27 protein-coding genes are annotated in these 22,382 nt (G+C 43.3%); 8 read left to right on the top strand and 19 right to left on the bottom strand.

The window, feature by feature from the left end:
• Window positions 1-26 precede the first annotated feature (26 nt).
• Entirely contained in the window at window positions 27-1,076 is a 1,050-nt protein-coding gene (locus tag LC1Nh_RS00675; protein ID WP_153549780.1) for a glycosyltransferase family 4 protein, read from the top strand.
• Here LC1Nh_RS00675 and LC1Nh_RS00670 read toward each other — a convergent pair.
• Together LC1Nh_RS00670 and LC1Nh_RS00665 are read right to left on the bottom strand one after the other, a co-directional pair.
• Window positions 1,071-1,391, bottom strand: coding sequence for a rhodanese-like domain-containing protein (locus LC1Nh_RS00670; RefSeq protein ID WP_153549779.1), 321 nt, complete (start codon window positions 1,389-1,391; stop codon window positions 1,071-1,073). The genes LC1Nh_RS00675 and LC1Nh_RS00670 overlap by 6 nt on opposite strands.
• Window positions 1,392-1,394: 3 nt before the next feature.
• On the bottom strand, window positions 1,395-1,634 hold the full coding sequence (locus tag LC1Nh_RS00665) for a hypothetical protein (protein ID WP_153549778.1): 240 nt from the start codon (window positions 1,632-1,634) through the stop codon (window positions 1,395-1,397).
• A gap of 77 nt (window positions 1,635-1,711) precedes the next feature.
• On the opposite strand from LC1Nh_RS00665, the gene LC1Nh_RS00660 reads away from it, so the two are divergent.
• The 3 genes from LC1Nh_RS00660 to LC1Nh_RS00650 all read left to right on the top strand — a co-directional run bounded on the left by LC1Nh_RS00660 (window position 1,712) and on the right by LC1Nh_RS00650 (window position 4,791).
• The gene (locus LC1Nh_RS00660; RefSeq protein WP_153549777.1) at window positions 1,712-2,929 is read left to right on the top strand and encodes a glycoside hydrolase family 57 protein; all 1,218 of its coding nucleotides are present in this window, start codon (window positions 1,712-1,714) and stop codon (window positions 2,927-2,929) included.
• Between the two features lie 8 nt (window positions 2,930-2,937).
• Window positions 2,938-3,648, top strand: coding sequence for an alpha/beta hydrolase (locus LC1Nh_RS00655; RefSeq protein ID WP_153549776.1), 711 nt, complete (start codon window positions 2,938-2,940; stop codon window positions 3,646-3,648).
• A 66-nt stretch (window positions 3,649-3,714) separates the two neighbouring features.
• Window positions 3,715-4,791 carry a glycoside hydrolase family 15 protein gene (locus LC1Nh_RS00650; protein ID WP_217907055.1) on the top strand — a complete coding sequence of 359 codons (1,077 nt, stop codon included), beginning with the start codon at window positions 3,715-3,717 and terminating at the stop codon, window positions 4,789-4,791.
• Window positions 4,792-4,797: 6 nt separating this feature from the next.
• On the opposite strand, the gene LC1Nh_RS00645 is transcribed toward LC1Nh_RS00650, so the two are convergent.
• Window positions 4,798-5,079 (bottom strand): type II toxin-antitoxin system RelE family toxin, encoded by a 282-nt coding sequence (locus LC1Nh_RS00645; RefSeq protein WP_153549774.1) that lies wholly within the window; start codon window positions 5,077-5,079, stop codon window positions 4,798-4,800.
• Between the two features lie 111 nt (window positions 5,080-5,190).
• Here LC1Nh_RS00645 and LC1Nh_RS00640 point away from each other — a divergent pair, with 111 nt between their 5' ends.
• Entirely contained in the window at window positions 5,191-5,454 is a 264-nt protein-coding gene (locus LC1Nh_RS00640) for a ribbon-helix-helix protein, CopG family (protein ID WP_153549773.1), read from the top strand.
• Here the strand turns inward: LC1Nh_RS00640 and LC1Nh_RS00635 are convergent.
• From LC1Nh_RS00635 to LC1Nh_RS00585, 11 genes are all read right to left on the bottom strand, one after another.
• Window positions 5,451-6,449, bottom strand: a complete 999-nt coding sequence (locus LC1Nh_RS00635) for a reverse transcriptase/maturase family protein (RefSeq protein WP_153549772.1) — start codon at window positions 6,447-6,449, stop codon at window positions 5,451-5,453. The genes LC1Nh_RS00640 and LC1Nh_RS00635 overlap by 4 nt on opposite strands.
• Window positions 6,450-6,473: 24 nt before the next feature.
• Window positions 6,474-6,845 carry a hypothetical protein gene (locus LC1Nh_RS00630; RefSeq protein ID WP_153549771.1) on the bottom strand — a complete coding sequence of 124 codons (372 nt, stop codon included), beginning with the start codon at window positions 6,843-6,845 and terminating at the stop codon, window positions 6,474-6,476.
• The gene (gene avd, locus LC1Nh_RS00625; protein WP_153549770.1) at window positions 6,835-7,167 is read right to left on the bottom strand and encodes a diversity-generating retroelement protein Avd; all 333 of its coding nucleotides are present in this window, start codon (window positions 7,165-7,167) and stop codon (window positions 6,835-6,837) included. The genes LC1Nh_RS00630 and avd overlap by 11 nt, the downstream gene beginning before the upstream one ends.
• Complete coding sequence (locus LC1Nh_RS00620) at window positions 7,167-7,538, bottom strand: hypothetical protein (RefSeq protein ID WP_153549769.1); 372 nt, start codon at window positions 7,536-7,538, stop codon at window positions 7,167-7,169. Before LC1Nh_RS00620 ends, avd begins: the two co-directional genes overlap by 1 nt.
• A gap of 31 nt (window positions 7,539-7,569) precedes the next feature.
• Window positions 7,570-8,658, bottom strand: coding sequence for a formylglycine-generating enzyme family protein (locus LC1Nh_RS00615; protein WP_217907053.1), 1,089 nt, complete (start codon window positions 8,656-8,658; stop codon window positions 7,570-7,572).
• Window positions 8,659-8,967: 309 nt separating this feature from the next.
• Complete coding sequence (locus tag LC1Nh_RS00610; RefSeq protein ID WP_153549767.1) at window positions 8,968-9,420, bottom strand: HVO_A0114 family putative DNA-binding protein; 453 nt, start codon at window positions 9,418-9,420, stop codon at window positions 8,968-8,970.
• 14 nt (window positions 9,421-9,434) lie between these two features.
• Entirely contained in the window at window positions 9,435-9,740 is a 306-nt protein-coding gene (locus LC1Nh_RS00605) for a toxin-antitoxin system TumE family protein (RefSeq protein ID WP_153549766.1), read from the bottom strand.
• A gap of 114 nt (window positions 9,741-9,854) precedes the next feature.
• Window positions 9,855-10,997, bottom strand: coding sequence for a glycosyltransferase family 4 protein (locus LC1Nh_RS00600; RefSeq protein ID WP_153549765.1), 1,143 nt, complete (start codon window positions 10,995-10,997; stop codon window positions 9,855-9,857).
• 2 nt (window positions 10,998-10,999) lie between these two features.
• Window positions 11,000-11,611 carry a glycosyltransferase family 4 protein gene (locus LC1Nh_RS00595; protein ID WP_153549764.1) on the bottom strand — a complete coding sequence of 204 codons (612 nt, stop codon included), beginning with the start codon at window positions 11,609-11,611 and terminating at the stop codon, window positions 11,000-11,002.
• The gene (locus LC1Nh_RS00590) at window positions 11,608-12,732 is read right to left on the bottom strand and encodes a hypothetical protein (RefSeq protein WP_153549763.1); all 1,125 of its coding nucleotides are present in this window, start codon (window positions 12,730-12,732) and stop codon (window positions 11,608-11,610) included. Before LC1Nh_RS00590 ends, LC1Nh_RS00595 begins: the two co-directional genes overlap by 4 nt.
• On the bottom strand, window positions 12,729-14,474 hold the full coding sequence (locus tag LC1Nh_RS00585; protein ID WP_153549762.1) for a glycogen/starch synthase: 1,746 nt from the start codon (window positions 14,472-14,474) through the stop codon (window positions 12,729-12,731). The genes LC1Nh_RS00590 and LC1Nh_RS00585 overlap by 4 nt, the downstream gene beginning before the upstream one ends.
• A gap of 106 nt (window positions 14,475-14,580) precedes the next feature.
• Here LC1Nh_RS00585 and LC1Nh_RS00580 point away from each other — a divergent pair, with 106 nt between their 5' ends.
• Genes LC1Nh_RS00580 through LC1Nh_RS00570 form a run of 3 tightly spaced genes read left to right on the top strand, consistent with a single transcriptional unit; the run spans window position 14,581 to window position 18,232 of the window.
• Window positions 14,581-16,350, top strand: a complete 1,770-nt coding sequence (locus LC1Nh_RS00580) for an amylo-alpha-1,6-glucosidase (RefSeq protein WP_153549761.1) — start codon at window positions 14,581-14,583, stop codon at window positions 16,348-16,350.
• Window positions 16,350-16,991, top strand: a complete 642-nt coding sequence (gene tpiA / locus LC1Nh_RS00575) for a triose-phosphate isomerase (RefSeq protein WP_153549760.1) — start codon at window positions 16,350-16,352, stop codon at window positions 16,989-16,991. Before LC1Nh_RS00580 ends, tpiA begins: the two co-directional genes overlap by 1 nt.
• On the top strand, window positions 16,988-18,232 hold the full coding sequence (locus LC1Nh_RS00570) for an ADP-dependent glucokinase/phosphofructokinase (protein ID WP_153549759.1): 1,245 nt from the start codon (window positions 16,988-16,990) through the stop codon (window positions 18,230-18,232). The genes tpiA and LC1Nh_RS00570 overlap by 4 nt, the downstream gene beginning before the upstream one ends.
• On the opposite strand, the gene LC1Nh_RS00565 is transcribed toward LC1Nh_RS00570, so the two are convergent.
• The 5 genes from LC1Nh_RS00565 to minD (LC1Nh_RS00545) are packed head-to-tail and all read right to left on the bottom strand — an operon-like array spanning window position 18,229 to window position 22,340.
• Window positions 18,229-19,560 (bottom strand): phosphomannomutase/phosphoglucomutase, encoded by a 1,332-nt coding sequence (locus LC1Nh_RS00565; protein WP_153549758.1) that lies wholly within the window; start codon window positions 19,558-19,560, stop codon window positions 18,229-18,231. The genes LC1Nh_RS00570 and LC1Nh_RS00565 overlap by 4 nt on opposite strands.
• Before the next feature lie 2 nt (window positions 19,561-19,562).
• Entirely contained in the window at window positions 19,563-20,189 is a 627-nt protein-coding gene (locus LC1Nh_RS00560; protein ID WP_153549757.1) for a hypothetical protein, read from the bottom strand.
• Window positions 20,190-20,195: 6 nt separating this feature from the next.
• Entirely contained in the window at window positions 20,196-20,714 is a 519-nt protein-coding gene (locus LC1Nh_RS00555; protein ID WP_153549756.1) for an HIT family protein, read from the bottom strand.
• Between the two features lie 52 nt (window positions 20,715-20,766).
• A complete protein-coding gene (minD, locus tag LC1Nh_RS00550; RefSeq protein WP_153549755.1) occupies window positions 20,767-21,528 on the bottom strand; it encodes a cell division ATPase MinD in 762 nt (253 codons plus the stop codon).
• 44 nt (window positions 21,529-21,572) lie between these two features.
• Entirely contained in the window at window positions 21,573-22,340 is a 768-nt protein-coding gene (gene minD, locus LC1Nh_RS00545; RefSeq protein WP_153549754.1) for a cell division ATPase MinD, read from the bottom strand.
• Window positions 22,341-22,382 lie beyond the last annotated feature (42 nt).

Here is a 22,382-nt window from a genome sequence, read left to right as displayed (position 1 = left end):
TCATTCCTTTTCTCTATCTTTTCTTAATGAATAAGAAAATCCTTTTGCTGGGGTGGGGCTATCCTCCGAACATTGATGGCGGCCTAGATATCCATGTGAAGCATCTGTTTGAGGAGCTTCAGAAAAGAGATGATGTAGAGGTAAAACTAGCTTTACCCCAAGATAGGGCTCCAGAGAAAGAAAACATCGTTGGCCTAGATGTGGGCGAGGGTGACATGGTCTGGAAGGCCCGCGAAATGAGTTCTCAAGTAGCTGAATTAGCCGATGACTTCGATATTATCCATACACATGACTGGTTTGGCGCAGAAGCCGGTTTCAAAGCACAGAAGTACAGCGACTGTAGCTGGGTTTCGACTATTCATTCTTTAGCATCCGGGAGAAGCAGAGAACACCATGATGGAGAGGTTACAGACCTGGAGAAACTGGCTGTCGAGAAACCTGGCAAAGCTATAGCTGTAAGTAATAAACTGGCTGAAGAAGTAGAATCAGAGCACGGAGAAAAGCCTAAGGTAATCTATAACGGGTTCTCCAAGCCCCAAGGCAAAGGACAGGACATCAAGGAAAAGCTGGATATCGAAGATAACATGGTTTTCTTCGTTGGACGGCACGCGGAGCAGAAAGGAATCGAACACCTGATCTACGGCTTCAAGAAGTTCCTGAAAAATGGCGGAGAAGCTACTTTAGTAATCGGAGGTGACGGCGAGATGCGTGAAAGCCTGGAAAAATTCGCAGAAATGCTAGATATTCATGAGAACACTATTTTCACCGGCTTCATCCCTACAGAGGAGCTTGGCGACTACTACAAATGTGCGGACCTTTTTGTCTCACCTTCGATCAACGAACCTTTTGGTCTAACTATCAGCGAGGCATTGGAGTCCGGAACACCCGTACTGGCGACTGAAAACGGCGTCTCCGAATTTATATCAGGTGATTCTATAATTGAGATTGATCCTGATTCAGATTCTATTGCTGAAGGATTGAAGAAAGGACTCAGACAGGATATAGTGGTAGATGAAGAAAGTAGGAGTTGGGGAGAAATGACAGATGAAATAATAGAGATTTACAGGAATTTATGATTCTGTAGGTTTTCCTGCGTTTTTCCAGCCTTTGAGGCCTTCTTCGTAGTCTTTTACATTCTGGAAACCGATGCTTTCGAGTTTGGCTGCAGCTTTCGGACTTGCGGAGCATTCCTTGTCTTTGCAGTACACTATGATTTCATCATTCATGTCGAATCGGTCCATGGCCTCTGATGCGATATCGCTCAGCGGAAGGTTGACTGCTCCCTGTATATGTTCTTCCTGGAAGTGGTCTATGGATAGTACATCGACGAGTCTAAATGGTTTTCCTGAGTCTTTGAGTTGTTGAAGTTCTTCTGTTGTGATTGTGTCCATATTCTAATTCTCCTGTGTTGAGAAAACCTTTATAGAATCTGGTTGACCGTTGTGAACTACTGAGAAACCCTGTTGAGACTGTTGCAGCGATTTAGTGTCAGATGTGTAGTATGTGGAATCATTATGGCTTGTTGAAGGCAGATATATTCTTTCCTCACCGTTTTCCTTGACTATCACTGCTGCTTCGTCGGCCTCCACTTTGATGAGTGTTCCGTTTTCTACTTCCTGGGTTCGGTAGTTCACAGTTTGAGTTAGGTATCTTTGAATTTTAAACCCTAGATACCGTGCCGGATTTAAACCACGACTGAAAAGACAAACTTATGTTACCAGTAACCCTCTCCTTCGAAGTACATCAACCACACAGACTCAGGATTGACGGAGTAAAAAAGGACGCAGGCACGCTTTACGGCCGATACTTCGACGATGAGATGAACGAACACTTCTTCAAAGATGTCGCAGAAAACTGCTACTTCCCAGCAACCGAAAGACTACTAAGAGAAGCCAAAAGACGAGAGGGAGACGACAGAAACCTGAAAGTAAACTTTTCGGTGTCAACTGCCTGGATAGAACAAGCCAAGAAATACCATCCGGAACTCATCGACATGCTGAACCAGTTCCCAGACAACTCTATCGACTTCATCGGACAGGCATACCAGCACAGCCTCGCAGGACTATTCAACGACAAAGAAGAGTTCAGATGGCAGCTAAACCATCATAGACAAGTTGTGGAAGATACTTTTGGAGTGAATCCTCAGGTTATGACAAACACTGAGCTGATTTACCACAACGAAATCGGGAAAATTTCGGCGGAAGAGGGATACAAGGGAATATTTACCGAAGGCGCTGACAGAATCCTCGGATGGAGAAGCCCAAACCACGCTTATACTCAGCCAGACTTCGTCACTGAAAATGGAAACAATGTGATGCTGAGAAACAGAAAGCTAACGGACGATGTAGGGTATCGATTCTCTGCTGAATGGTGGGATGAGTACCCATTGACAGCTGAAAAATACGCCTTGTGGCTTTCAGAGGCGCAGGGTGACATGCTAAACCTGTTCATGGACTATGAAACCTTTGGAGAACACCACTGGGAAGGCACAGGCATCCTCTGGTTCCTCGAAGCACTACCAGAAGAAACACTCAAACACGACAACCTGGAATTTGCCAAGGTAAGAGAAGTCGCACAAAATAACGAACCTGTCGGCGAGTTCGATGCATTCGAATACAACACAGTATCATGGGCAGACCAGGAAATGGATGCCTCAGCCTGGCTTGGAAACCCCATGCAGAAGATGCTTTTCGAGAAAATGCAGGAACTAGAAGGAAAAGTCAAACAGCTTGACGATCCGGAGATCAAAGAAGTCTGGCGAAAATTCCTGACCAGCGACCACCTGCACCATATCGCTACGAAAACATACGATGACGGATCGGTCCACAACTACTTCTCTTACTTCGACCATCCACACCAAGGATTCGCCGTGATTACAGAGCATTTGATGGATTTCCAGCAGCAGGTCGAAAAAAGATTGAGGAAATAAGCAGTAATATGAAAGAATATTCTATAGAAGCTGAAAACGGGGAAAAAGTAGCAGTAACTCATGAAGAAGCAGACTCAGACACTTGGATTTTTGTCTGCCACGGATTTGGTGGAAACAAGGAAAGACAATCAGAGTACTTGGAGTTAGCTGAAGAAAGCTTCAATGTAGTTACTCTTAGTTTCCGTGGCAACGGAGATTCTGATGGAGAGTTTATTGACCAGGACTTAAGTTCTAGAATCAAGGACTTAGAAGCAGTCGTAAATTATTTTGAACCAGAAAATACTATTCTCTTCGGCACTAGTTTCGGCGGAAAAGTTGTTTTCCACACTGCTGAAGATATAGATGTTGATGCTGTTATTGGGAAGGCACCTGTGACATATAAGGAAATCATGGATAAGTTTAGGGAAGTTGTTGAAGCTAAGGGTCGCTTTGAGTATATTGATGGTAAGCCTATAGATGAGAGTTTCTTTGATGACTTCGACAGTTACGATTTCGAGGAGTTGGAAAATAGTCTATATATTCCTGTGGCGATTTTCCATGGTGCAGCAGATACCACTGTTCATCCCGAGTTCAGTTTTGAGGCAGCTGAGAAACTGGATACTTCCGTGATGCTGGATAAGATTGAAGGTGAGAAGCATTCTTTCTCTAGGGATGGGAAGGAGTACATGTTTGGTCAGATGGTTGCTTGGTTGGATAACAATGAACTTACACCAGAATAGGCTAATTCCTTTTTCATGCTCAGCAGAGTGAAGAGTATTTTAACCAGCGAAGAGAAAAACGCTAGTATGGATGAAAGAGTAGCGGAGCTGGTTGAATCCTCTCGAGAAGTACTGAACGATGTATGCCTAGAAAACGGAGCAGTCGTGGCCGGCAACTCGGATAAAGAATACTATCCAGACAATGTCGCTAACTACCGTTTCGTCTGGCCGCGCGACGCCGCATTCACACTTTATGCACTCGACATCCTAGGCGAAGAAGAACAGGAAGAAAGATTCTATGAATGGCTGATGGATAGAGCAGAAGGATTCGAGGACTCAGGGGTAATCTACCACCGCTACTCAACCAACGGACCACGAGACACAGATTTCGGACACCAGTTCCAACCCGACCAGGCTGCAGCCCTCCTATGGTGCATACTGGAGACCAACGACAAATTAGACGATAGACAGGAAAAAATCATCCACCTACTTGCCGATGGACTCTGGAGCCAGTGGGACGAAGAATGCTTCCACAACGCCACACACGACCTATGGGAGGAACGAGAAGCACACCCAGACATGAAAGAAAACTTTAGCTACACACTAGCAGCTTCCTCAGAAGCACTTTACCTGGCCGCGGACAGAATGGACGAACAGAAATGGTTCAAAACCGCAGAACAGATGAGAGAAAGACTAGAACAACACCAAGCAACAGAAAATGAGAAAACATATTATCCACGGACATACGGCGATGTAGTCGATGAAACAGTCGACGCATGCAGCCTAGGACTCCTATGGCCATTCAACGTAGTACAGAAAGACGAGAAACTGGAGAATACTGTCAAACTCATTGAAGAAAAATTGATGATTGATGAAGGAGTCATGCGCTATTCTGGCGACATGTACGACGGCATAATCCACCATACCAAACACCTGAAGAAAGGAGCAGGAGCCTGGCCGCTTCTAACATTCTGGTACGCCATCGCACTCCACGAACTCGGAAGAGAAGACGAAGCACATGAAATATTCGACAGACAGGTCGAACAAATAGGAGGCAAATACATTCCGGAACAGAAGTTCTCCAGAGACAGACAAGGAATAGAACCATTGGCATGGAGTCACTCAATGTTCATAGTGGCAGCTGAAAAATTGGATAGGATTTAATTTCGTTTAAATAGAAATGGTGTTGTACCCTTCATCCCTGTGGATGACAGCTAGAACTAGTATATCAGAGTTCTTAATATCAAATATAACCCTATGGTCTAGTTTTTGGTTTCTTTCTCCTACTTTCAGTCGGAAAACTGGTCGACCCTCAATATTAATCAATTTGACATCCGAGTGAGAAGTCAACTTCTCCCGAAGCTCAGATACTTTGTCTCTAACCTCGCTTTCAACTTCATCATTCAACTCATCAAGATCCTTTTCAGCACCCTTATGATAATCCAACTCCATGAAACACCTATCGGACTTCTACTTATTAAAAACTGTGAATAATCCATATTATCCAACAAATTTTCTCAGAAAAGAGCAAGATTTAAGAGGATTCAGCCCTAATAGAAGATTATGACCTTAAGTGTGGAAGTTCCTGACGGAATGAGGAAAGATCTTGAAAAGAAGAAAGAAGAAGAATACTACAGTTCAATGTCTGAAGTAGTAAGAGAAGCCATAAGAGGATACCTTAAAGAAGATAATAAAGGGAAAAATCTGACTAAAAAGGAAGAAGCAATTCTGGAACTCACAGAACAAGGAAAAATAGAAAAAGTAGAGCTGGAAGGAGAAGCAGAGAATAAAATCAAGAAAAGACTCAAACAAGTTGAAAAAAATTAACTCAAACTGCCAAGAAAGTTTTCACACAGGTTTTCTGTATCTGCGTGTTCAGCATGTCCTTTCCAAGACTCAATAGAATCCCTCAACTCAGAAAAAGTCAATTCACCCCGTTGTAACTCTGATCTCTGCTTTCCATGCCTTTCCTTGAAACCCAGCTTGTTTCTTTTCCTGAGCTTTCTGTGATTTGGAAAGATTCTGTAACCAAGAAAGATCAATCCTTTTTGGATTGGTTCTAAAGTAGTTTTGGAGAACGGCAGCGACAGATCCAGCTCCTTCCTAAGAAATCCTTTAGACGCCTCCCTCAACTGATGAAGCCGTTGCTTGGAATCACTGAAAAACACGAAATCGTCCATGTAACGAACATAGTAATCAGCCTGAAGCGACTGTTTTACAAAATGATCAAACTTGTTAAGATAGATATTGGCGAATAACTGGCTGTAAAGAGTGCCGATAGGCATACCCTTGTCTCCAGAATCCGCTAAAATAGTTCTAACTAAATCAACTATCCTATCATCTCTAATCTTCCTATCCAACATATCAGTTAGGATTTTATGATCAACGGAGCCAAAGTAGTCTTCAACATCACATTTCAGAAAGTATTCGGCATCACTCTTGTTCATAAATTCTTGTGCCTTATCAACACCGGCATGCGTGCCTTTACCTTTTCTACACGCATAAGAATGCTCTATAAACCTTTTATCGAAGAAAGGTTCCAGAGATATGTGAAGGCTTCTATGAACTATCCTGTCACGGAAATAAGGGGCTTTAATCTCTCTTTCCTTTGGATCAAACAGTTTAAACTCCTTGAAACCCTTAGGGCAGTAACTCTGTGTCAAAAGATCGTTTGAGAGATCGAAAAGGTTGTCTTCAAGGCTTTCAGAAAAAGCTAATACCTCACTGCTGTAACGCTTGCCCTTCCTTGCTTTCTTGTAGCCTTTGTAAAGCGGTTGAAACCCAGCTACAGTTTCAAAGTCTTTTGAAAAGCTGTTTACCATGATGAAAGTAGATGTAGATGGGCTTCAGCTTTCAACCATCAATGGTTTACTGGCTGTCGCCCATTTTTTGGTAAGAGAATTTTTCGCCTCCACACAATCGTGTTGGTTGGGCTGGCAGATACCGAAGTTCTCCCTCCGGTTGGCTTTGCCCCAGCATCCCAAAGAAATTGGATGACTGAGTTCTCGCCTGTCGCAAATCAAGGATTTGCTCGAACTCCAAACAGAATGTTTGAAGTAGTTGGGAGGACACCGGAACCCGATGTTCCTGTTCGAGTTCGAAGGAGCGTTGTTCAGGTTCATGGAGAACACGCCGGCGTTTGCACCATTGTTCGCGTTACCACCGCGTTGAACGGCACGAGTTCCGAAAACAGCATCTGCCTTAATATCATTTTTCATTTTCAATCCAGCCTCCAAGCATCTTACCTAGCTCAACTAAATCCTCAGAAATATTTTCATGTTGTCCAGAGGAGATGAAGCCGAGATCACGGGAAAGACGGAAGAAAATCTTCGTCTTTTCTAATTCCCTATCTGCCTTCCTCAAGTGGTGAAGCGTGTTACTGGCTTTTCGAGCTGAAATAATGTGAGAAATAAACTCCAAGAAAGAATCCTGAATCTTCTGAACCATAACAAAACGCTCCGATTGGGGAAAGTTCTTCAGCGTTGGATAAACTTCCTCATAAAAATCATAGCTTTTCTGAAACAGTTTAAGATCCTGCATCACTCATCATCCTCCATTCGACTGATCAAACCATTAAGGCGTCCAATACCACCTTCCAAACTACGGCAGATTGAATCTACATCCTCGTTCGTTAAAACCCCGATATCCTTCAAAATCAGGAAACAGGACTGACAACGAGACAGCTTACTCCTGACTTTTTTGTAAGCTTCAGCCTTCTCATCATAATGATACCGGTTATACCCATCAGCGAGCAGGGGTAGGGATTCAGCTAAGTCACGCCGCAGACCTTTCAAAATAAAATCCCAATAAGTATCATAATCATCCAAGTCTCTCAGCAACTTTAATCCTTTCACAACCGCAGGAGAAACCTCCTCATACGCCTGCAAACCAGTAAAATCCACTTCACCCATTCTGATCACCTCGCAACCCAGCACTCAGCAATCAGGAAAAAGAACACCGGAACCCGATGTACCTGAGCGAGCGCGAAGGAGCGTTGTGCAGGGTCAGGGAGAACACTCCGGCGCGCGCACCATTGCGCGCGCCACCACCGCGTTGAACGGCACGATTATCATCACTCGAAGACCAGTAATAGTCGCCTCCAAAGTCAGAATTACTGCTGCCGAGTGTTTCTGGATAGCCATTGTTGTTCCAAGACGAGACCTGACCATTACTACCGCCCTTATGCATCGGATGACTTTGATCAACAACAGTCCGTGTCCACTCCCAGACATTACCATTCAAATCATGGACTCCAATCGTGTTAGCCCAAGTATCCGGACCACTCCCAGTCAAAGTCCTATCATTCTCACCGTCACTGTTCCAGTCATGACTTGTTGGATCTATCGTTCCCTGATCCCCATTACTGTCCTCATTATTATTCGTATTACCGAGTGGTTGTGTAGAAGAGTTTCCTATTTCTGCCATTGTTGCAGCCTGCCACTGCCTGTTACTCGGTAAATTGAAGCCTGCCTGCTGACACTTATCAATAGCCTCGTTCTGACTGATTTGAACCCATGGAACGACTCCTTGCTGAGAAACAGGAGTTGATTCAGAACCTGCGTCAGTAGAATTAGCATCACTCCGAGAAGCCTCATACTTCATAATATAGAAGTCAGACATTTCACTGGTATCAACAGTTGACTGATTGACTTCAGAGACATCAACGAACTCCCATTCGCCGTTTCCAGGCTCAGCCCTCTCAGTGTCAAGGCTGAAGGCACCGGTGATACTGCCATTAACCGCTAAATTATTCAAACCACCAGTATCATAAGTAATTTCAACATTAACACTATTTTGTCCTCCAGTTTCAGTTAAGCCTATTGTATTAAATGTTTTTTCTTCTCCGACTGGCAGAGTTTTGCCTGGTCGGGCAACGACTTTGTTTCCTGCTTCATTGGTTAGAGTTATTTTTTCTACCGTCATTTCTTCGGCTTCCTGATTACGAAGACGCATCTGAAAAGTATTATCACTCGTTAAACCACCATCAACAAAAGCAACACCACTAACCGCATCAAAACCACTAGAATCCAAACTAGAACTACCTTGAACAGTAGTAAAAACAGCACCACCAACAATAGCAATAACCAACAACATCCAACCATAAGTAGTCAAATACTCAATAGCCGACTGGCCCTTAGACTTATTCAGAAGTTCGTGTGTGTGTGTGACACTTCGATGTTTCGTCACCTCGAGGTGATGATTCTAGTTGCGTACTCATGTGTACATGTTGGAGAATACCGGATTTAAAACCTGTATTATTCACTCCACAGCATCAGAGTAAATGCCAATAGACTTGTTTGTTCTTCTTCCCGTAGGCAATTGAGTAGATAAAGCAACCGGCTAAGCTGTTTTAAAGTCTTTCACTTCTTTATTACTCATCAAGCTGCTTTTCAGGTTGTAATTGATTTCTATGTCTGAGTAGGGTACTACTGGTTTCTTGGCTTTGCCGTTGACTTCTTCTCCTTCGATGTAGACTAGTTTATTTTCTTTCAGTATTTCTAGGTCTCTGTGTACTTCTGTAATTCCTCTATCTGTTATGTCTGCTAATTGGCTTATGCTTTCTGGCTCTGCAGATATTATGGCGCTCATTAATTCTCTTCTCTTAGGAGTTAAGATCTGCCTTATTTTTTCAGGATCTTCAAATCCTACAACCACACCTGATTCTTCTCCATCTTCGATAAAGGATTCAAATTGCTGATTCATGTCCTCTACTGCCTGTTCCAGATTTCTCTCTTTTATTACAAGTTTTTTCCCGTACGGTATTTCTCTTTCAATTCTGTTTTCATTTGACATTTTGTTTCATCTCTTCAATCCATTTTTTGGAATAGTTTATGCAGTTGTTTTGCGTTTCCTGGTTGTAGTTCAAGTGACTCAGTAGTTTCTTCTCCATCTTTCATGACATGTTTGTGGTGTTTGGCTGCGTGACTATCGTTTGCGTTATCGTAACGGACGATTAGCTGTTCCGTTTCCTTGTATACAGCTTGGAAGCTGTACTTTACCCCTGATGGAAATTGGTCGCTTTCTGGAACAGTGTAAGCGACTACATCCAGTATGTATGTTTGGCCTTCTGAGCTCTGTTTTTCATCCCTGCTATCTATTATCTTATCAGCCAAGATTTAAACACCTTTTGCATCCTATGTGTAAGGTACATAGCTGAGTTTAAATAACCTTTGGCATACAGTGAGTAAGGATAGTATTGTCGTAACCACCAAAACCAGCTGAGAAAGTTATTCAACAGCATCAGAATAGATTCCGGTTGTCCAGGCCGAGATTTGTTCCCAGCGGAAGTTGTCTTCTACTCTTTCTCGGGCTTTGTCGCCCATCCAGTCCGTCCATCCCGGATCTTCCAGTGCTCTTGTTACCTGATTCTGGATGCTGTTCGGATCAGCCGGGTATGTGTGGAGACCTGTATATTCGTGGACGATTGTATCTTTCATTCCTCCTGTATAGCTGCCTATTGTTGCCGTCTGGCATGCTGCGGCCTCCAGAGGTACTATTCCGAATGGTTCGTACACCGAGGGTGCTACCGTCATTTCAGCGGATTTCATGAGTGAGAGAAGTTCTTCTTCAGCAACATAACCAGGGAAATGTACTTTGTCGCCGACTGTTTCCTTGGCGATTCCTTTATAGTGTTCTGTTGCTCCGGAGCCACACATTACGAACTTGGCTTCGGGTTTCTGTTCTAGAATCTTGGGCATGGCTTCGATCAGGTGCCCTGGACCTTTCTGAGGGTACATTCTCCCTACGAACAGTACTATCTGCTCCCAGTCCAACGCATAGTCGTTATAGTTTAATTGGTTGGTATGATTGTCGAATTTTTCCAGGTCGACTCCGTTCGGAATATAATTTACTTTCCCTTCTGGCACATCGTAGTTGTGTTTAACTTCTTCTGAGAACTCTCTTCCGACTGTGATGACTTCCTCTGCTTCGTAAGTTCCGTACCACTCAAGGTTGTGAATCGTCTCCTGGTACTGAGAGTCTATCCCGTCTCTTCCTTTCTGAGTGCTGTGTACTGTGAAGACCATGGGCAAATCCAGTGTTTTTTGTATTCCTGTTGCACCTGGTACTGCCATCCAGTCGTGTGCGTGGACTAAGTCAAAGTTATCATTTTTAGCTAACTGTACAGCCTTTTTCTCTATTTGATGTCCGAGATGCATCGCCCAAGAAAGAGTATTATTTGCTGAATCAGTTGAAGGCACTCTGTGGATTTCCACACCATCCCTGTATTCGGTTTCCTCTTCGTCTCCGTATGTTAGAATTACTGGTTCGTGACCTTGATCCGCCAGTGTCGTAGCAAGGTCTTCGCAGTGCGCTGCTATGCCACCTGCCTTGTATGGAGGGTACTCCCAGGTTACGAACAAAGGTCTCAAGTTTACATCTCCACCTCCACTTCTTCCTCTTTATCGAAGATTTCACAATAACAGTTTAAAATTCTTTCCTGCCACCCGTCATGAAGCGGATCCGCCACGCAAACCTTTTCATCAGCTAAATCAAGGTCAAATAACAAAGAATTCTTCACACCATCATTGTTCGCAAATACTCTATCTGCTTCAAAGCTTCCCTGCCACTCGAGCTCCGAAATCAAACCGGAATTCTCTCCCTGAAATCCTCTCTGATTCTCAGTAGAATGAATAGTTAGGAAGAACGGTTTTTCAAGATGATTAGAAAGTGTTACTCCTCCTGGAGCCGTAATCCAGTCATTAGAGTGTATAACATCGATCTCCTCATCTTTCATCTTCTCTACAACCTTGCCTTTCATCTCATTGTTCATCATCATAGCCCAGGTGTAGAGAGAATCACCGTCAAAATGGAGCTGAAAACGCTCAACTTCAACCTCTTCGGAAACAGTGTATTTAGAACCATCATCGAAAGAGACAACAAAAGGTTCGTGACCTTGGGAAGCCATATACTCTGCCAAGGACTTCACATACTCCGATAAGTCATCTCCATCTGCAAAGTTCTTCACCAAGTAAGCTATCCTCACTTAAGTCTCTCCTCCAAACCCATTTTCTTGCTTTTCTCTACATCAGGCTGGGTCAGCGGATCAACACCGCGAATCTTAGCTGAATAAAACGCAACCAGCTGCAGAAATGCCATTAACTGACCGAACCCTTTGTAACTAGAGTTTTCAAGCTTCAAATCAATATATGGCCTGTCCTCATCTTCCAGTGCTTTCCTCACACCTAAAAACTCTGCTTCAAGAGATTCTGACAGATTTTTATCGCTGAAGTTTGCCAGTTTGCTTCCTTTTATGTCTATATCGGATATTTGATCGGGCACTGTTATTTTTTCGTTTCTGTGGTTTGTTCTGAAGAAGAACGGCAGTATATCTTCTTTTCCTCCGAACAGGCGTTGATTTGTGTGGTGTTGGTACTCTGGGGCGTGATCACCGAAGAATGTCTGTCCCTCGCCTTCTTTGCAAACTGTTTCATGCATGAGCTGGACTGTGAGAGGGTAGAAGCCGAACATTCTTGAGGAGTAGAACGGAGTTAAGACCTGGTTAAAGCCTTTTTCCTCGGCATTGTACAGGGCTTGAGCTGTTTTAACCGCCTTGTCATTCATTCTGTAGCCTTCTTTGCCGCCTGCCCTGATTACATCAGAATCAAGACCTATAAGCTCTGCAGGAGCCAACGCTGTATTAGTAAGTCCGGAGAATCTTCCTCCGACCTCCTGATGTTCGATTATGCTTCGATCAAAACTATCTGCGATTTCGTGCAGAGGAGATCCTGGTGTCGTCAACGGGTTAAAGTCGTAATCCCTGTTTATGAAAAACATTAGAGACTCTATAACTCCGACTGTTGATCCTGATTTGCTTATAGGCATGATAAGAGTGTCTTCAGGATCGGTATTTGCTGCAACTTGGTCAAGTCTGTCAGGATCCATCGTGGAGACTATATCAAGAGTTTTATCGGCTTCTTCAAGAAAAGTGTAGTAAAGAGCTCTCAAACTCGTAATTGATCCGCCGTTACCGATTACAACCAGATGATCGAAATCCTTGTCGATTTTTTCCAGGTTATACCCTGGTTCGATTTTTGCGAAGTACGGCAGATTTTCATCTAATACTCCAGAAGTTTCAAGACCGTTAAACTCTACTTCAATACTCATTGATGGTTTCTCACCGCTTTTTGATGTGCTTTCTTGTAATTCTTACCTAGCTTACTCCAGGAAGTCATCTGCGCCAGTTTTCGGGCGTTATGCTTTCTCTCAGTTATCTCGGTCTTATCATAACTTACTATATCGTCTATCATCTCTGCTAGATCTCCTGCAGCCTCTTCATCCGACCTATTCCTTCTTCCAAGAACCTTAATACCTTTTCTTTCATCTTCTGATGTGTTTTCCTGCAGGAACTGACCAAAACCAGCTAGATCGGTGGTGATAGAAAGTGCACCATTTGCTGCTGTCTCTACAGGAGTATAACCCCATGGTTCGTAGTAACTTGGGAAGATACCTGCGGAAGAAGCTACTATTGCATCATTATAACTCATTGAGAGCAGTTTATCTCCAACAGAAAGGTAGGTCGGGTAGAATATTACTTTGACTCTGTCTTCTTCATCGTTTGTTAGTCCTGCATTCCAGAGGCTTTCCATTATCTCATCATCCAGATAGTTAAGGTCAAAAGCCGCAACAGGAGGACTGCCCTGCTTCTCATGGAAGTTTCTTCTCAATGAATTAAGCGTACCTGATTTAAGCAGTTCTTCAACTACCTCTGATGGATTCTGGTCTCCTGTAACTGAGGACAGTATGCTCGACCTTATATCAGGGAGAATATCGTCCACATGATCTTCTAACTCATCATAAAGCGACATGTTATCCAAGACCTCTGACTTAGGACCTTTGGTGTCGCTCGGCACGAAGATAAAGACATAGAAGTCATCTCCCTCTTCCTTGTTTAGCTGTGAGAGTGCATCGACCAGTATATCTACTCCTTTGTTATGGAACTCGTATCTGCCGGATATAAACAGGACTCGAGGATCATCCTCCAAGTTTACATCGTAGTATGGTTTGAAGTATGCTGAGAGAAATTCCTTCATCTCATTTTTCTTTTTTGTGTGATTATAGGACAGCTCTTCTAGCGAGGGATATGATTCTACATTGAAACCGTTCGGAAGTATTTGATCCGGTTCTTGATCCAGTACTGCTTCGGCCTCCCTTCCCGTGGTTTTACTGACTGTTGTGAATGCATCCGAAATATCAGCCGCTGCCTTCTCTAACTGATGCTTGGCTCCTATACCATACTCAGATGCCAGAGAATCATCCACACTTCCTTCTTCAACAGCACCTAGCAGGTCAAAGTCTGAGTTGGATAGTGCTCTGCCTAGAACCGTTGCATGTGTTGTGAATACTGTTGGCGAGTCAAAGTTGAACATTGCGGGCGTTGAAAGCCATTCATGAAGCTGGACAACTGTTTCGCCCTGTTTCTTAGCCAGGAGTTTATCAACCAGTTTTCCTACTGCGTAGCTCCATTTTACTGGTTCGTCAAAGTCTTCTCCTGCGTTCATGGAGTCGATTCCGTGTTTTTCCCACATCTCTTCCTTGATCTCATCTGCGGATATCTCCATATCGGAGATGTCTACTAGTATACAGTTTGGGGTTGTTTCAATGTTCCATACGCCGTATCTGCATTTTATTCCTTCTTGTTCGAGTTCGTTGAATATTTCTTTGTGCGGGTTTTCCCGTGAGGCAAATTCTTCTCTGGCTGATTCTTCATCGTAGAAGCCTATTGTCAGGTAGTTGTCGCCGTAGAAATCCTGCATTTTACAGGCCTTTGATTTGAGGACCTGGTGTATTCCTCCTACCTTGTTTGCTGCTTCGAAAGAGACTTCGATGAAGTTATCAGGTTCGACCATGAATTAGATTTTGGAGAGACTCGGTATAAAAGATGATCTCTCAACTCGGTGCTACCAGACGGTTAAAATATAGTCTTTATACCCTAGCAAACTTGGAAGTTCAACCATGAAGTATCAGGTTAAGGAAAATCTTAACGAAAAAACCGGTGTAATCTCCAACCTCCACGGATTTCTCTACACACACCTAGACAACGGCTTCAAAGAAAAGTGGAGCGGTTACTGGAAACCACCCTACAAGTACCTAGATTATATTGCGGTAAAAGTTAACGGCGACTGGCTGGATGCAGAAAACCTGGTTGAAACAGAGTACGGGGAAAAAATCATCTACCATTACGAGACAGAGACGCTCAGCATAAAACAGGAGATAAGCACACCAGAAAAACTAAACGGATTTAAAACAGAATTCAAGGTCAAGAACAAGTCAGAAGGAGATACAGCAGTCCAAACATCAGTAGAACCAGGAGTAGACATCCGGAAAAAATCAAACGATGTAGAGGACAGAGACTACATAGTAGAGGAAAATGAAGGTCTCAAGATAGGTTCAGGAGAAAAATTCCTGGAAATCAACGGAGACAAGTTCGAGTTCGAAGAAGGCAGATACTACAAGGAACACTTCCCAGGCGAGAGACAGGTCTGTCTAATTCCTGGAGAAATCACTTATCGCTGCGAACTAAGACCTGGAGAAACCAAAGAATCCAAACTAGTTTTTAAGACCGATGGAGACAATACAGGAAAAATTGAAAGCCACGAAAATACTTTGAGACATCCTGAACTAGGGCGTACCTTCGATTACAGCATTGAAAGCCTGGAAAACCTTATCTACAACTCAAACGGTCGTGGGATAATCGCTGGTCATCCATGGTTCCAGAGTTACTGGGCGCGCGACAGTTTCTGGAGCGTATTAGGACTGATAGACGCAGGATACTTTGAGGAAGTGGAAAAAATACTTTTAAACTTTGCAGAACGGGACAGCTTCCCCTCAAAAATTAATTTGGACGAAAACACCGAGGAAGATCATGCTAGATCGGATTCGATCCCTTTATTCGCTATAGCAGTTGACAAACTTAGAAAATTTTACGAACCAAAAGATATGCTCCTAGATTGCGTTGAAGGACTTCTTCGGGAGGAAAGACCTAATGGAAAGTTTGTAGAGCATGAACCCGAAGGAACATGGATGGATACACTGGGAAGAAGTAACGCCGTTGACATTCAAAGCCTCTGGATAGAAGCCCTTAACAGATTTGACAGAGGTACTAAGAGGCTTCAAAGCGGTTTGGAAGAGTTCAAGAGAGAAGAATACATGGCTGACAATCTTGGAGAGGACTGTGAATCAATTAATCCTGCTGTCAGCCTGATGTTTGGTCATGTGGAAGATGAGAAAGCTGAGAAGTACTTGGAGAAGATTAACGGCGAGTTCTCCTCACGGTTTGGCGCCCGGACTCGATCAGTGACAGATCCAGGATACGATGCTTCAGGTTACCACACCGGTTCTTCCTGGGGGTTAACAACCTGTTGGGCGGCAGCCGCAAATCTGGAATATGGGAACAGACAGCAAGGAGTTAACTTCCTGGAAAAGATGACTCAGTTCGTAGATAGAAATCAGCTAGGTGCATTGCCAGAGGTTGTAGATTCCGAGAGCGGAGAAGCACTTGGCTGTGGCGAACAAGCATGGAGCGCTGGACTTTTCGTCCATGTTGTAGATAGCTATCTGTTTGGAATCAGCGTAAAGAATGGAAAAGTAGTGATTGATCCTGTAGACAGTTTTTCAGGAGAAAGACGAGGGAAGAGAGTTCTCGGTGAGGAGCTAGATGTCAAAGTTAATAACGGGGAAGCCAAAATAATGAACGAGACAAGTCTCAAAGTGAGGACAAAATAATGCTGATAATAAACTACAAAGCCTACGAAAAAGCAATAGGAAACAACTCTGAGAATATAACAGAGAAAATTAGAAATAGTGCCTCCGAAACAGATAAAAAAATAGTTGTAAGCCCTCAAACAGCTGATTTAGCTCGATTAAATGGCTTTGAACTCGAAGTATTCGCCCAGCACACCGATCCAGTAGAGAAAGGAAGCCACACAGGTTCAAACCAGTTAAAAGCGTTGGAAGATGCAGGAATAACTGGTACATTGATTAATCACTCGGAAAAAAGACTTGAAGACAAAGTTATAGAAAAAACAGTCAAAAAGTGCGGGAAAGAAGGTTTAACTTCAGTTGTATGTGCTCAAAGCCCTGAAGAATGTAGAAAGTACTCAGAATTTAATCCCGATTACATCGCGTTTGAGCCACCGGAACTTATAGGCAGCGACACAGCTGTTTCGACAGCAGAGCCTGATCTGATAGAAGAGGCTGTTAAAGCAAGTGGCGATATACCTACACTAACAGGAGCAGGCATAAAATCCAAGAAAGATGTGGAAAAAAGCATTGAACTAGGATGTAAAGGTGTTTTAGTGGCTTCAGGCGTCATAAAATCAGAAAATGTGGAAAAAGAAGTTAGAGAGCTCTGTGAAGGACTATGAAGAAGGAATGGATTCAAAAATATCAGGATGCCGTAGAAGAAACAAATTTTGATTCTAATGTTTTAACCGGATTTAATGCGAACATAGATTGTTCATCGAGTTTTGAAGAACTAGAGATAAGTATAGAAGATGTAGAAGCAGAAAAAATGGAGTCAGTAAGCTCAAAGGAAGATTTAAAGAAGATACTGAAATACTGTAAAGAGAATTGCTCTAATGAAGAGGTTTCATTGGATTTTGACCTTGAAAAGAATTGTGAGAAGCAGTTAGGCGGTCAAGGAGGAATAATGGCAAACTTCCTATCACGGATAGGTAATAGAGCTGCATTTTACACGCCTTTCCTATCTCAGGAGATAGCAGAGTTGATGGATAATGAAGTGGTGTATCCCGTTATTGACGATACTCTGACACTTCAATCAATCGAAGAAGCCGTTAACTCCGATAGAACCAAGCAAAACTATATCATCGAGTTTGAAGAAGAGTCTTGTCGGCTGATATTATCAGATAGTATCCGGGGATTCGGACCTTACTTTAGAAAGTCAGTTGAGGAAAAATTATCGGAGACAAAAGGCAGTATAGATCGGATGCTGCTTTCAGGCTTCCAGGATGTAGAAGGAAACATCGAAGCGAAGTACAAGAAGGCGGAGACACAGCTGGAAAAAGTGGAAATACCAAAACACCTTGAATTCGTCTCCAAAGGAGAAAGAAAAGATAAGTTAATGCTTAGCCAGATAGCTCCCCACTTCACAAGCATAGGAATGGATGAAAGAGAGTTAAGAAACATTTCAGACGCCTTAGGATTCGATCTAGAAGAGTCCAGCCTAGGACATGTTTACAACGCAGCCAAGAATATACTTGAAGAAACAGGAGTTTCCAGAGTCCATATCCACACATTGGAGTTCCAGTGCGTTGTAGCAGAGAATTCCTACAGTGTGGACGCAGAGGATATCAGTAGAGGCATGTTATTTGGAGGTTTGGCAGCAGTTTCTATGGCAGAAAAAGGCGAAATACCAGAAAGAGACGAAATAAGTATGGCGCCAGATGACATGCATCTAAACAGGTTAGATAACTTAGAACACTTTGAAGACTTCTTCGACCTAGAGGATTTCTCACAGACAGGTATAGCTCAGATAGATGGCTACACAGTAGTAGCTGTACCTACTATAATCCATGAAGAACCGAAAAGATTAGTGGGAATGGGAGACCTGATTTCTTCAGGCGCTTTCGTCGCTGAGATCAATTAGGAGTATTTCTCGATCAGATCTCGAACCTTCGTCTCTACTTCACTTAGTATTTCCTCTAAATCTTCTTCTGTATCTGCTTCACAACGGACGCTCATCTTCGGTTCTGTGCTCGAAGGTCTGACCAGCGCCCACCCGCTTTCAAACTGGATTTTAACCCCATCCATGGTCGAGGTTTCATGATCTGAGTATTCTTCGGCGATTTCATCGGTGATTTCTTGCTTGGATTCCTGAGGACAGTCAATCCTGAGCTCAGGTGAAACCGGATAAACAGGGAATGACGACAGTTTTTCCTCTAAATCCTGCTCCGAGACCATTTTACTCATCAAAGCACCGGCGAACAATCCATCATCCCAGGGAAAATCGAAAGCCGGGAAGTAAAAATGACCGGAAAGCTCTCCGGCAAAGGAGACATCACCGCCTTGATGAATTCTCTCAGAGATAAATGTATGACCTACACGAGTCTCTTCAGGCTCTCCACCATGTTCCCGGACCTTTTCAGGAACCAGCTTGGAAGCACGAAGATCATATACTACAGCACCTTTCTTCTCTTTCAGGGACTGCTCCGAGAACAAAGCGATGACCTCATCCTCATCGATATAACCAGATTCAGGTAGAACGAACCCTGCACGGTCACCATCCCCGTCAAATATTATACCGAGATCCTCATCCGCCAAGACATCCTTAGTCAATTCCTTGGCCTCCTCACTTCCAGGATCTGCTAGATGGTTAGGAAAGTCGCCATCAACCTCTTCGTTAATCATTTTTACATCGCAGCCGAGCTCCTCGAAAAGATCTCGGACCAGGACTCCTGTAACGCCGTTGCCACAGTTAATTACAACACTGAGATCTATTTCACCAATTTCATCCTTGACAGCCGCAATGTAATCATCTAGTATCTCTATATCCTTTCTTTCACCTTGACCAGTCTCAAACGCTTCTCTTTCATATATATCTTCTATTTCTTTCATGCCGCCTTCCCGAGACATAGCCATAGCTCCTTCAAGATTAAACTTGAAACCAGTGTATTCTGGCGGATTATGAGACGCTGTAACAACTGCTGCAGAATCAAAATCATTATTTACTTGTCCAAAGTAGACAACAGGGCTTGGAACCATACCAGCAAAGACAACATCGGTTCCAGTAGATAATATTCCTGAGATAAATGCTTCAGTTATTTCTTCACCGTGTTTTCTACCATCTCTGCCAACCAGGACTTCATCAGCATCGATAAAAGTACCGTATGCTTTTCCTACTTTTTCCGCCTCCTCTTCACTGATTTCGTCAGGATAAGTACCTCTGAGGTCGTAGCTGTGGAAGAATGATGTCATAATTAGCCTCTAAGGTACTCGTAGTATTTCAACATTGCGTCCTTTTCATAGGTCCTTTCTATATTCATGACCGTATATTTGGCTGATATAGCTAGAGAATTAGCTAAAGCAGAGTTATTTGAAGCCTCTGCAGTTTCTAGCATAAGTTTTGCACATTCTAAGAAATGAATTGGAAGACCGTGATCACAATTAGGATAATTAGAAGGTAAATCCTGTCTTTTCTCCTTCCAGTAAGCTTCAGAATCTTCTATCTCTTTTCTGGGATCCTCCCGTATTGCTTTCTCTATTGATTTCAGATTAATGAAAGGATCTATATCTGGTTCAGCACCAAGTGAAGCCCCATTAAGTTGTTCCAGTAGCACCTGATACGAGTGTTTATCCACCGTTTCATAGGCAAACTCTCCTAATAAAGCAGCTGATATAAATAGTCCTTTAGCAGAATCTCTATCATCCATTCCCCTACCAGCCTGGAGGAATTCCCTCCCTAACTCCAAGAAAAACTCAGGAATCACACGAGCATGAGGACCTGCCTTATCCCTCTCTAGAGACTCCTCAGTAGATTTTTTCTTCTCGTAGAACAACTCTTGTAATTGAGGCAGCTCCGATTCAAGAAAATTTTGTTTATTCAACTTCAATCACCAGTACTCATCCAGGATTTCAGCGTGCTCCTTGTATTTTTCCTGAGTGTCCTTCAGTGACTCCTTCATGACCTTAGTATCCAAACTGGTCTCCATGAACCCTCTATCCTTCTCGTAGATAGGGACAAGCTGCACATGCAGATGTGGAATCGATTCTCCAGCCGCTTTTCCAATGTTCATACCTACATCGATTCCTGCCGGGTCAACAGCTTCTCTCTGAAGTTCTTCAACCCTCTGAACCATAGAGAACAATCTGTTTCTCTCTTCGTCGCTTAAATCTGTCATCGAGTTGACATGTCTCTTCGGTACGACCATCAGGTGACCGGTGTTATATGGGAAAATATTGAGTTCAACCATCAAGAAGTCGTCTTCGTACACTGGCAGGAATGAAACCCTGTCATCTCCGTCTGCCTGCGCACAGAAGATACAATCTAAGTCTTCAGGGATTTCCTTAGCCTCGTATTCAGCTCTTTTAGGACTCCACAAATACTGCTCATACGGCTTGGTATCAGTCATAGAGAAAAATTATCAAGGCTCCGGTTTATACTCTTCGGAAAAGTAAGATGGCCTAGAAAAGTTGGAAATCGTTTACTCTTTCAACCAGTCTCTCTTGAAGTCCTCTCTGTGGAGGCTCCTGTCCTTTGATTCTGTATGCCAGGTCTTCAATCCTGTTCGAAGGTCTAGAGTTTGGTTTGTAGCTTACCACCGGTTCTCTCAATGCTATTCCTTCTCTTACATGCTGGTGATCAGGTATTTCAGCTATTATTTCCTCTTCAATCAGATCTCTGATATCTTCGTGCTGGACTTCTGATTGTTCATCTCTGACACTGTTTAGAGCTAAACCGAGGACATCTCTGTCTAGTTGTTCCGCAAGTTTCTTTGCACCCAGTGCATTCGTCAACGCAGGAAGTTCTGGTTCGGATACTAGAAGTACTTCATCGGAGGCCTGTATACCTGCTTCGACTTCATCTCCTACTCCTGCCGCAGTATCAATTAATACAAAATCTTTATCGCCTAGGAAGTCTACTATAGAATGCCTTAGCTTTTCTGCGTCGGCGTTAAAGTCTAATATACTTGCTGGAAGAACAGATACTCCTTCACTGTGTTTGGAGACTGCCTGTGTGATGTATGCTTCCCCATTGAGAACATCGTTTAGTGATACTTCCTGGAATCCGAGTCCGAAGTGTTGTGAAATGTTGGCCCCGGAAAAGTTTCCGTCAATAATCAGCACATCGTGATCCTGTTTGGCCAGTTCTGTTCCTAGATTGGCTGTTACAGTGGTTTTGCCGACACCACCTTTTCCCGAGACAACAGAAATAATACGGGTCATCAATTCACTTTTCTCAAAGCTTCAATAAAAAACCACTTATACACTTATCTGAACCTGCCAAACAAACTCTGCAAAAAACCATCCTCATCCAGATCAGGCTCATATTCGAGCTCTGCAAGATCCGCAGCGACTTTCTTGAACCTTTCAGACACATGATGATCTGGTGCATGATGAACAACAGGTTTCTTGGCTGAAAGAGCTTCCTCAACCTTCTCGTGATGAGGAACCTCCATCAGAACCTCGTAGCCGATCATTGACTCGACTTCTTCTTTGTCAAGTTCAGAATCATGATCTTTAACCATATTCAGGACTACTCCTGCGATCTCAGTACCTGCTTCCTCAGCAACATTCACTGTCTTCAAAGCATCTGTTACTGCAGGAAGATTAGGATTAGTTACAATCATAACCTCATCAGAAGCTTCAATAGCATTGATAGATTCGTTTCCAAGTCCTGCGGCCGAGTCTACAAGGACGAAGTCCGGTTCACCGACAGTATCCAGAAGTACATCAGATAAGTTTTCTGGAGAAGTATCTCTAAGATCTTCAACAGATAGTCCTGCAGGTACAACTCTTAGACCAGAGTCATGGATGTACATTGCTTCTGTGATATGTGCGTCTCCTTTGAGAACATCGTGCAGCGTCTTAGGGTATAGTGGTATTCCTATGTGGAATCCTAGGTTTGGGTTAGTAAGATTTGCGTCTAGAACCACCGTATCAGCCCCAAACTGGCTCAGTGCAGCTCCTATATTTGCTGTTGTCGTGGTTTTTCCGACCCCTCCCTTGCCACTGCTCACACATATCAATCGGGTCATTGTATGTGCAAGATTATAATCCAGCCTTTAAAATACTAGCGA

Source organism: Candidatus Nanohalobium constans (genome assembly GCF_009617975.1).
Taxonomy (GTDB): Archaea; Nanohalarchaeota; Nanosalinia; order Nanosalinales; family Nanosalinaceae; genus Nanohalobium; species Nanohalobium constans.
Note: the sequence above shows the minus strand (reverse complement) of the source record. Positions and strands in the feature narration are given on the sequence as shown.

Bases quoted from the DNA above. Each gene is read 5' to 3' on its own strand.
- LC1Nh_RS00675 (WP_153549780.1), top strand. From the start codon at position 27: ATGAATAAGAAAATCCTTTTGCTGGGGTGGGGCTATCCTCCGAACATT.
- LC1Nh_RS00670 (WP_153549779.1), bottom strand. From the start codon at position 1,391: ATGGACACAATCACAACAGAAGAACTTCAACAACTCAAAGACTCAGGA.
- LC1Nh_RS00660 (WP_153549777.1), top strand. From the start codon at position 1,712: ATGTTACCAGTAACCCTCTCCTTCGAAGTACATCAACCACACAGACTC.
- LC1Nh_RS00655 (WP_153549776.1), top strand. From the start codon at position 2,938: ATGAAAGAATATTCTATAGAAGCTGAAAACGGGGAAAAAGTAGCAGTA.
- LC1Nh_RS00650 (WP_217907055.1), top strand. From the start codon at position 3,715: ATGGATGAAAGAGTAGCGGAGCTGGTTGAATCCTCTCGAGAAGTACTG.
- LC1Nh_RS00645 (WP_153549774.1), bottom strand. From the start codon at position 5,079: ATGGAGTTGGATTATCATAAGGGTGCTGAAAAGGATCTTGATGAGTTG.
- LC1Nh_RS00640 (WP_153549773.1), top strand. From the start codon at position 5,191: ATGACCTTAAGTGTGGAAGTTCCTGACGGAATGAGGAAAGATCTTGAA.
- LC1Nh_RS00635 (WP_153549772.1), bottom strand. From the start codon at position 6,449: ATGGTAAACAGCTTTTCAAAAGACTTTGAAACTGTAGCTGGGTTTCAA.
- LC1Nh_RS00630 (WP_153549771.1), bottom strand. From the start codon at position 6,845: ATGAAAAATGATATTAAGGCAGATGCTGTTTTCGGAACTCGTGCCGTT.
- avd (WP_153549770.1), bottom strand. From the start codon at position 7,167: ATGCAGGATCTTAAACTGTTTCAGAAAAGCTATGATTTTTATGAGGAA.
- LC1Nh_RS00620 (WP_153549769.1), bottom strand. From the start codon at position 7,538: ATGGGTGAAGTGGATTTTACTGGTTTGCAGGCGTATGAGGAGGTTTCT.
- LC1Nh_RS00610 (WP_153549767.1), bottom strand. From the start codon at position 9,420: ATGTCAAATGAAAACAGAATTGAAAGAGAAATACCGTACGGGAAAAAA.
- LC1Nh_RS00590 (WP_153549763.1), bottom strand. From the start codon at position 12,732: ATGAGTATTGAAGTAGAGTTTAACGGTCTTGAAACTTCTGGAGTATTA.
- LC1Nh_RS00585 (WP_153549762.1), bottom strand. From the start codon at position 14,474: ATGGTCGAACCTGATAACTTCATCGAAGTCTCTTTCGAAGCAGCAAAC.
- LC1Nh_RS00580 (WP_153549761.1), top strand. From the start codon at position 14,581: ATGAAGTATCAGGTTAAGGAAAATCTTAACGAAAAAACCGGTGTAATC.
- tpiA (WP_153549760.1), top strand. From the start codon at position 16,350: ATGCTGATAATAAACTACAAAGCCTACGAAAAAGCAATAGGAAACAAC.
- LC1Nh_RS00570 (WP_153549759.1), top strand. From the start codon at position 16,988: ATGAAGAAGGAATGGATTCAAAAATATCAGGATGCCGTAGAAGAAACA.
- LC1Nh_RS00565 (WP_153549758.1), bottom strand. From the start codon at position 19,560: ATGACATCATTCTTCCACAGCTACGACCTCAGAGGTACTTATCCTGAC.
- LC1Nh_RS00555 (WP_153549756.1), bottom strand. From the start codon at position 20,714: ATGACTGATACCAAGCCGTATGAGCAGTATTTGTGGAGTCCTAAAAGA.
- minD (WP_153549755.1), bottom strand. From the start codon at position 21,528: ATGACCCGTATTATTTCTGTTGTCTCGGGAAAAGGTGGTGTCGGCAAA.
- minD (WP_153549754.1), bottom strand. From the start codon at position 22,340: ATGACCCGATTGATATGTGTGAGCAGTGGCAAGGGAGGGGTCGGAAAA.